Annotated in this window: 8 protein-coding genes, 2 tRNA genes and 2 pseudogenes; 3 read left to right on the top strand and 9 right to left on the bottom strand. The window is 67.8% G+C overall.

Annotation, left to right across the window (positions count from 1 at the left end; translation table 11 throughout):
- A pseudogene (locus ABI385_RS11430) lies at window positions 1-307 on the bottom strand (IS110 family transposase); the annotation flags it as partial.
- 500 nt (window positions 308-807) lie between these two features.
- Between ABI385_RS11430 and ABI385_RS11425 the strand changes: the two are divergent.
- Window positions 808-903: pseudogene (locus ABI385_RS11425) on the top strand (type II toxin-antitoxin system PemK/MazF family toxin); the annotation flags it as partial.
- Between the two features lie 91 nt (window positions 904-994).
- A complete protein-coding gene (locus ABI385_RS11420) occupies window positions 995-1,129 on the top strand; it encodes a hypothetical protein (protein WP_348103872.1) in 135 nt (44 codons plus the stop codon).
- Between the two features lie 111 nt (window positions 1,130-1,240).
- On the opposite strand, the gene ABI385_RS11415 is transcribed toward ABI385_RS11420, so the two are convergent.
- The 3 genes from ABI385_RS11415 to ABI385_RS11405 form a co-directional block, all read right to left on the bottom strand.
- On the bottom strand, window positions 1,241-2,227 hold the full coding sequence (locus ABI385_RS11415) for a hypothetical protein (protein WP_348103871.1): 987 nt from the start codon (window positions 2,225-2,227) through the stop codon (window positions 1,241-1,243).
- A gap of 111 nt (window positions 2,228-2,338) precedes the next feature.
- Window positions 2,339-2,521, bottom strand: a complete 183-nt coding sequence (locus tag ABI385_RS11410; protein WP_348103870.1) for a hypothetical protein — start codon at window positions 2,519-2,521, stop codon at window positions 2,339-2,341.
- Window positions 2,522-2,738: 217 nt separating this feature from the next.
- The gene (locus ABI385_RS11405; protein WP_348103873.1) at window positions 2,739-3,071 is read right to left on the bottom strand and encodes a hypothetical protein; all 333 of its coding nucleotides are present in this window, start codon (window positions 3,069-3,071) and stop codon (window positions 2,739-2,741) included.
- 550 nt (window positions 3,072-3,621) lie between these two features.
- Between ABI385_RS11405 and ABI385_RS11400 the strand changes: the two genes are divergently transcribed.
- Window positions 3,622-4,362: a site-specific integrase gene (locus ABI385_RS11400; RefSeq protein ID WP_348103869.1), complete on the top strand. Its 741-nt coding sequence runs from the start codon at window positions 3,622-3,624 to the stop codon at window positions 4,360-4,362.
- Between the two features lie 80 nt (window positions 4,363-4,442).
- Here the strand turns inward: ABI385_RS11400 and ABI385_RS11395 are convergent.
- The 5 genes from ABI385_RS11395 to gyrA all read right to left on the bottom strand — a co-directional run.
- Window positions 4,443-4,518: transfer RNA gene (locus ABI385_RS11395), tRNA-Ala, on the bottom strand.
- Between the two features lie 29 nt (window positions 4,519-4,547).
- Complete coding sequence (locus ABI385_RS11390) at window positions 4,548-4,703, bottom strand: DLW-39 family protein (RefSeq protein ID WP_348103868.1); 156 nt, start codon at window positions 4,701-4,703, stop codon at window positions 4,548-4,550.
- Window positions 4,704-4,731: 28 nt separating this feature from the next.
- A tRNA-Ile gene (locus ABI385_RS11385) sits at window positions 4,732-4,809 on the bottom strand.
- Window positions 4,810-4,936: 127 nt separating this feature from the next.
- Window positions 4,937-5,467: a DUF3566 domain-containing protein gene (locus ABI385_RS11380; protein ID WP_348103867.1), complete on the bottom strand. Its 531-nt coding sequence runs from the start codon at window positions 5,465-5,467 to the stop codon at window positions 4,937-4,939.
- 188 nt (window positions 5,468-5,655) lie between these two features.
- On the bottom strand, window positions 5,656-8,082 hold a 2,427-nt coding region (gyrA, locus tag ABI385_RS11375), incomplete at its 5' end, for a DNA gyrase subunit A (RefSeq protein ID WP_348103866.1).

The raw sequence follows: 8,082 nt of genomic DNA, 5'->3' as shown, positions 1-8,082 counted from the left end.
AGAGCCTGTGCCGTGCTCGCATCAGGTCCGCCCGGGCCGCCTCCCGACACCGCACCAGATCCCGCGCCGACTCCTGGGCCACGGTGGGCACCCGCACCGAAGTCACCTCGTCCAGGCGCAACAACCGCACCAGATGCAGCGCATCACCGGCGTCGGTCTTGACCCGGTCTCCCGCCGGTCGCTGCAGCTTCGAAGCCGCCGCCACCTCACACCGGATCCCGGCCGCCGACAGGGCCCGGGCCACCCGAACCCTGTCGGGCCGGACTAGTACACCACCGCGCACGGACCCGGCAGGGCGACGATCCACGCGGTGATCACCTCCGGCTCCGGGCACCAGCCGCGCCTGAACACCTCACCAGTCACCCCGTCGATCGCCGCCGCCGCAACCGACCGGGCATGCACATCAAGACCAACACTCGTACGCTCTGTGAACACCGGCGCCTCCCACAACTGTCGGATAGGCCGAGCAGGCACCCCCTACTCGGTAACCCACGAATCTTGTAAGTGAGGCCCCGGGCCGCAACCCCCTCGCCACGAGCGGGTCACTGCATACTGTCTAGCCCGGCTAGCCCCCTCTATATCAGCCCCGATCGATCACGGGTTGTGGTCTGACACGGTCGTGAACGTGCGAAAGTGAGTGTCGCGTAACAAGGTGTGGACCCCAGCGGTCGACGCCGACGGGGACGTCCGCGACGGTGGTGATGTCGCCGAGGGCCCGAACTGAACGCGTATGTGGCGGTCTGGGACGAGTGGAAGCCTCCGGTGACGCCGCGGCATGGGAGGCAACCACGGCTGACGGTCTCCATCATGCTGCGTGGTGAGATTGGCCTGACCGAGCTCGACCCGGCCCGCGGACGCCAGGCCAACGAGTGCCGACCAGCGGTCGTCATCAGCAGCGACTGGGCCAACGCCAGCGCCAACGCCAACGCCAGCGCCGCGCGCGACGAGACCGTGGCGTATCACCGTCGTTCCGGTCAGCAGCAACGTGGACCATGTGTGGCCCTTCCAGACCTTCCTGCCGGCCGACGCCACCGGTCTGCGTGTCGAGTCCAAGGCGCAGGCCGAACAGGTCCGGTTGATCGCGCTCGAGCGTCTCGGCCGGTCATCGGTCGCGTCCCGATCCACCTGACGTCCGACCTCGACGACGCCCTTCGCCTGGACCTGCAGCTCTGGACACCGCTTGCCGGAGCCCGCAGGCCGGTGTGGTGCGGATCTCGCCCCATTTGATGCCGCCGCTCCGTCAGACTCTGGAGACCGCGAGCTCGTCGGCCACGAAGCGACAGAAGGCCTGGCTGAGAGGCATGTCTGACATACCCTCCACGAACAGGAACTGGCCCTGGGGGTTGACCTCCAGGAATACTGGGTGCCCGTCGGGACGGACTTTGAGGTCGAAGACGCCCATCCTCAGCCCGAGGGCGCGGGTGACGGCTCGCAGCTTCACCGCCAGGCCGGTGTCGGTGGCCACGGGCTCGACCTGCTGGTCGTTCGCCAGTCGCCAGTCGAGCTCGCGGCTGCGGATTCGGGCGGTGTGCACGTCTTCGCCGAAGACCATTGCCCGTAGATGGTCGGTTCCGGGGACCTCTTCTTGATAAATCGTTGCGGCGAGTGCGACTTCGTCGTCCTGGGCCAAAGAGTCGAGACTGACCCGGCCGGCCTCGAGGGAGGTGCCCAGGAGGCCAGTCAAGGTCTTGGCGACCACCGTCCCCCCGTGGTCATCTACGAACGCCCGCACCGCCTCCGGGTCGGAGCTGACCAGGGTGTTCGGCACCGTCAGCCCCTGCTCACGAGCGACGGTGAGCTGCAGCAGCTTGTTCTGGGCGCGTTCGGTGGCAGACGGGTCGCTGATCCACGTCCCACGGAACCCGGCTAGGAGAGTGCCGCGCAACGCCGCCCGATTGTCCTTGACGACGAGCTTGCGCATCGCCGGGTCGGCGACGCTGTCGGGCACGGCAGGTCGACCGTGACAGCGCCGCCACCATACGAGGTCGAGCTCAGCGACGTCGAGGCGGTCGCCGTCCTCGGTGGGAAGGGTCGAGGGGCGGCTCGCCTCGGTGAACCACGAGGTGCCGCCGGCGCCGGCGAACCGGTCGGAGGCAACGATGGCGACGTGGATGCCGTGGTCGCGCAGCATCCGCTCGCGGATGACGTATGCGTGTAGGTCGCCGGCCAGGGTGACGATGGCCATGCGGGCTCTCGGCTGGAGCCGGGCGATGTTGGTCGAGGTCATGGGGGAACTCCTTTGCTGGCTACGGTGAGGCTGGGGAGGGGTCCTTCAGGATGAGAGAGAGGTCCGAAGACGGCGCCGGCGCGCCCTCGGCCCGCCGGCGCCGTCGCGCGGTCACTCGTCGCAGTCGTCCCAGCCGTCGTCGCAACCGGAGATCGAGCCGCCGGGCCAGATCGGCCGCATGGACTCGGGACCGAGGTCCAGGGCAGCCTGCTCCCAGGCAGCGAGACGCGCGGGGTGGTTGTAGCCCACGTGGGAGCGGGTGAACCGGCCTGCGACCGGTGAAAGTTGCTTCATGGTGTTCTCCTCTGCCGACCGGCCGGATCCGGATGACCCGGCACGCGCATGAGGAGCAGACCGTCGACGTCCTGATACCCCCGATCCAGCGGACGGTCGTGTGGGTCAGCGACAGTCGGGACTGATGCTCTAACGGGGTAAGAGGCGGTTTCATCTCCGGTTGTTCTCTGCCGCGGGCATGCGGACAAGTTATGGCGAACGCGTTCAGGGCCGGCTACTACCGCATCGCCCATCGTGGCTGACCGGTACCTTTGGGGTCCAGCGACCGGACCACCAGGTTCAGCGTCCTTATTGCCGCGTATAAGTCGAGGATCTTCTGCAGCGCGCATGAGCCATGGAACCGGACGTCCGCTGTGGGGTTCGGGGTGAGGTAGGCGTGCAGTGTCTGCCGGATGATGGTGCTGGCGTTCTCGTCAGAGTGCTCGGCCGGGAAGGCCTCGAGGCCGCGTGGAGGTCTGGTGGGATTCGGACCGGTGGTCGGCGGCTCTTCTGCCCGAGCGCTGCCGTCGGGTCGCGGTTGGTCGCCCCCTCGGGCCGGATCGGCGAGCATCTGTTATGCGCTGGCCGTGGCCACACTTAACTGCAGCAGGGTCATCAAGCCCAAGCACCACGAAGCGACATCCTTGCTTACCGACGGATGGTCCTGGCCGATGGGTCCTTGACGGCACCATACCCAGACCCGCTCACACCCTCAGCACCGTGTCAAGTACCGAGATTGATTCAACCCAGCGGCCCCCAGGCGCGTTACCCGCGGATCTGGGTCAGAAGTGGCAGGCAATGCGACGCTCGGCAGATCGCGGACCCGTTGCCCCCAGAACGCCCACAGTCGAGGGCTTCATCGCTCGATGGCTGGCCTAGGTCGTTCGTCCGAACCTGGCTCCCTCGACCGTGAAAACTACGAAATGTTCACACGGCTCTACATCAGCCCTGACCTCGGCATGCGGCTGCTCCACCTTCCCTCCGTTCGAGAGGTGCAGAGGTGGGTCAACGAACTAAGGACCAGGTGTCAGTGCTGCGCCCAGGGCAAGGACGCAGCACGCGCGCAGCCACGCTGCTGCGCAAGAGGGGCCTGCTGCCACCAGGTCCCGAAGGAGTGGACCGTGCGGCAGGCCTGGACGATTCTCAGCAGCGCACTCAACGCAGCGCAGAGAGACGAGTTGATCGCCAGGAACGTCGCCGGGCTCGTCCGGATGCCAGTCCCGCGAACGTCGAGACCACTGATCTGGTCTGTCGACCAGGTGCGCCCGTTCCTGCAGTCAGCAGACGCTGATGCCGATCCGCTCATGGTCGGGTACGTCTTGCTGCTCGTTCTCGGCCTCCGTCGTGGAGAGCTGCTGGGCCTCGCCTGGGAAGACGTCGACGTCGACAACGGAGAGGCGCGCATCGCCTGGCAGCTTCAGCGTGTCGATGGCGGAATCGTCCGTCGTCCAACCAAGACAGCGTCGTCTGACGCGGTTCTGCCCCTCCCGGACCTCTGCACAGACGCGCTCGCGAGACGGGCCCAACTCGAGTCCCGGTGGCGATCCGAGGCTGGCGAAGCCTGGCAGAACTGCGGGCTCGTCCTGACGACCAGGTACGGAATGCCTCTCGACCCCCGCAATTTCCATCGCATGTTCAAGGAGCGCGCCGTCAAGGCGGGGGTCCCAGTCATCTCCGTGCATTCCGCGCGGCGCACATGCGCCAGCCTGCTTGTAGCAATGAACGTGCATCCCCGCGTCGCTATGGCAATCCTGCGTCACAGCCAGATCGCTGTGACGATGGACATCTACGCTCAAGTCTCGTCCGATGGCACCCGTAAGGCGTTGAGCAGCCTGGGCAGCAGGATCGGCGAGATGCCATGACGACCCTCGTTGCTGCAACTATGTGTGCAGGTGGCGCGAAAAGGGACCCTGCTCCGGAGCGGAAAAGGGTGCCTGACCTGTGGTGGAGCCAAGGGGACTCGAACCCCTAACCCCCTGCTTGCAAAGCAGGTGCGCTACCAATTGCGCCATGGCCCCTGGGGAGGTGACTCCCGGCATACCGAAACTCAGTTCCCGGGTGAGGCCTTCGGTCCGCTGGTGGAGCGGACGTCGTCGGTGGCCTCGGCCCACAGCTCCTGCTCGGCCCGCTGGTCGCGGACCTTCTTCTGGATCGCGATCCCGCTGGCGACGGCGGCCGTGAGGACGAGCAGCTTCTTGAACAACGGGTCTCCTCGGGGTGGAACGAGGTGGTGGTGGGCCCAGGAGGACTTGAACCTCCGACCTCTTCCTTATCAGGGAAGCGCTCTAACCGAGCTGAGCTATGGGCCCGTCAACACCGCGACGCGACAGGTTACCCCAGAGCGATCCGGGGCCACAAAACGGCGCCAGCGCACGGACTTCGGGAGTCGGGCGCTCGTAGATCCGGGCGCGGGGCTCCCGAAACTTCGGGCGCGGGTCAGTCGTCCGTGAGGGTCAGCTGGATGCCGCCGACCAGCGCCGAGCAGATGTTGTAGATGAACGCCCCGAGCGTCGCGATCGCGGTCAGCAAGATGATGTCGATGACGCCGAGGACGATGCTGAGCGAGATGACCCGGCCGAACCCGATGTAGCTCATCAGGTTGAACGGCGTGGTCGTCGACGGCTGCACCTGGCGGATCAGACCGTCGATGTCGGAGAACACCCCCATCCCCGACAGGATCAGCCACAGGACCCCGGCCAGGACGACGCCCGCGATGCCGGCTGCGACCGACAGCATGAACGAGATCTTCATGACCGACCAGGGGTCCACCCGGGCGACGGCGAGCTTGACCCGGCGAGCGCCGGCGCGTGGGGGGCGCTGGCCCGGACGGGCGGCCCCGGCCCGCTGGGGAGGTCGCTGCCCGGTACGCGTACCGCCTGGACCTCGGCCAGGCTGGCCAGGCTGGCCACCCGGTCCTCCCGGACCGCGCGCACCCGTGGGCGAGGCGCCGGTCGGTGCCGACGTCACCGGTGAAGGGGGAGAGACCGACGAGGGGGCTGGAACGGGAGCCGTGTCGGGACGGGACGTCGAGGTGCCGGGCGCCGTGGTGGGGCCGGCCGATGCCGTCGGACCGGGGCCCGACAAGGGGGTGGACGTGCCTCGGCTCGCGGATCCGCCTACGGCAGTCCCAGGGTGCCCTCCCTGAGGTGTCGTGCTCACTGCGTGCCTCCATCGGGCTCGTCGGTGGGGTCTCCGCCTTCGTCAGAAGGACCCGGGTCCCCATCGGTCTCGTCAGACGCTACGCCATCGACCCCGGAACCCGGGGTCGCGGCGCCGTCCCTTGAGACACCTTGTGCCGGGTCTATGACATCGGAGCCGACTTCGACACCTCCGTCGAGCACGCCCTCGGAGTCACGCTCATCGGCCACCACGTCAGGAACCAGCTCGGCCTCGACGGCCCGTTCGACGTTGCGGGCGACGGCCACGATCGCATCGCCCTTGTCGGGTGCGGCAAACCGGACCCCCTGGGTGTTACGGCCGGTACGCCGGATCTCGTCCACCCGGGACCGCACGATCTTGCCCCTTTCCATCACGACCATGACCTCGTCGTCCTCGGCCACAGTCAAGGCCCCGACGAGGTCGCCGCCACGGTCGGAGACCTGCGCGACGCGGACGCCCAACGTCGCCCGACCCTTGACGGGATAGTCCGACGCGGGAGTCCGCTTGGCCAGACCGTTCTCGAACACCACGAACAGGTCCGGGTCCTCACCGGAGGGGACGACTGAGATCGAGAGCATCTCGTCGCCGTCGCGGAACCGCATCCCGGTGACACCGGACGTCGCGCGACCCATCGGGCGCAGAGCGTCGTCGTTCGCGTGGAACCGGACCGACTGGCCCTTGCGGGAGACCAGGATCAGGTCGTCGGTCGCGGCGGCGAGGCCGGCGCCGACAAGCTCGTCGCCGTCGCGCAGGTTGACGGCGATGAGGCCGCCGGTGCGCGGCGAGTCGTACTCGGAGAGCTTCGTCTTCTTCACCAGGCCGGCGCGCGTCGCAAGCACGAGATAGGGCGACGACAGGTAGTTCTCGATCGCCATCACCTGGGCGATCTCCTCGCCCGGCTGGAACGCCATCAGGTTGGCGACGTGCTGACCCTTGGCGTCGCGGCCGCCCTCGGGCAGCTCGTAGCCCTTGGCGCGGTAGACCCGGCCGAGGTTGGTGAAGAACAACAGCCAGTGGTGGGTCGTCGTGGTGAAGAAGTGCTCGACGACGTCCTCACCGCGCAGCTGCGCACCGCGGACGCCCTTGCCGCCACGCCGCTGGGACCGGTACTGGTCCACCCGGGTCCGCTTGGCATACCCGCCGCGGGTGATGGTGACCACGACGTCCTCGACGGGGATCAGGTCCTCGTTGGACATGTCACCTTCGGCGCGCTCGATGCTGGTACGCCGCTCGTCACCGAACTTGGCCACGATCTCGCCGAGCTCGGTCGAGACGATCTCGCGCTGCCGCTCGGGCTTGGCGAGGATGTCGGTGAGGTCGTCGATCTTGGCCTGGAGCTCGTCGTGCTCCTCCATGATCTTTTGTCGCTCGAGGGCCGCCAACCGGCGCAGCTGCATGTTGAGGATGGCGTTGGCCTGGACCTCGTCGATGTCGAGCAGCTGGATCAGGCCGTCGCGGGCTTCCTCGACGGTGTCGGAGCGACGGATCAGCGCGATGACCTCGTCGAGCGCGTCGAGCGCGGCGAGGTAGCCGCGCAGGACGTGGATCCGCTCCTCGGCCTGGGTGAGGCGGAACTGGGTACGCCGCTCGATGACGTCCATCTGGTGGTCGACCCAGTGCCGGATGAACCCGTCGAGCGGCAGCGTCCGCGGCACCTCGTCGACGAGGGCAAGCATGTTCGCCCCGAACGTGGTCTGCAGCTGGGTGTGCTTGTAGAGGTTGTTGAGGACGACCTTGGCGACGGCGTCTCGCTTGAGCAGGATGACCAGGCGCTGCCCGCTGCGGCCCGAGGTGTGGTCCTCGATGTCGGCGATGCCCGACAGCTTGCCGTCCTTGACCAGCTCGGCGATCTTCTGGGCGAGCGCGTCCGGGTTGACCTGGTAGGGCAGCTCGGTGACCACGAGCGCCTGCCGGTTGCCGACCTCCTCGACGCTGACGACCGCGCGCATGATGATCGAGCCGCGACCGGTGCGGTAGGCGTCCTCGATCCCCTGGCGGCCCATGATGAGAGCGCCGGTCGGGAAGTCCGGGCCCTTGATGATCCCCAGCAGGGCCTCGAGCAGCTCCTCACGGCTGGCCTCGGGGTGCTTGAGGTACCACTCGGCACCCTCGGCGACCTCGCGCAGGTTGTGCGGCGGGATCTGGGTGGCCATGCCGACGGCGATGCCGGCGGAGCCGTTGACCAACAGGTTCGGGAAGCGGGCCGGGAGCACGACCGGCTCCTGGCTGCGGCCGTCGTAGTTGTCCTTGAAGTCGACGGTGTTCTGCTCGATGTCGCGCACCATCTCCATGGCGAGCGGGGCCATCCGGCACTCGGTGTAGCGCGGCGCCGCGGCGCCGTCGTTGCCGCGCGAGCCGAAGTTGCCCTGGCCGTCGACGAGCGGGTAACGCATCGACCAGTCCTGTACGAGGCGGACGAGGGC

It is taken from the genome of Lapillicoccus sp., assembly GCF_039935575.1.
Classification (GTDB): domain Bacteria; phylum Actinomycetota; class Actinomycetes; order Actinomycetales; family Dermatophilaceae; genus Lapillicoccus.
The sequence above is the reverse complement of the archived record's forward strand: the minus strand, read 5'-3'. Positions and strand labels throughout refer to the sequence as shown.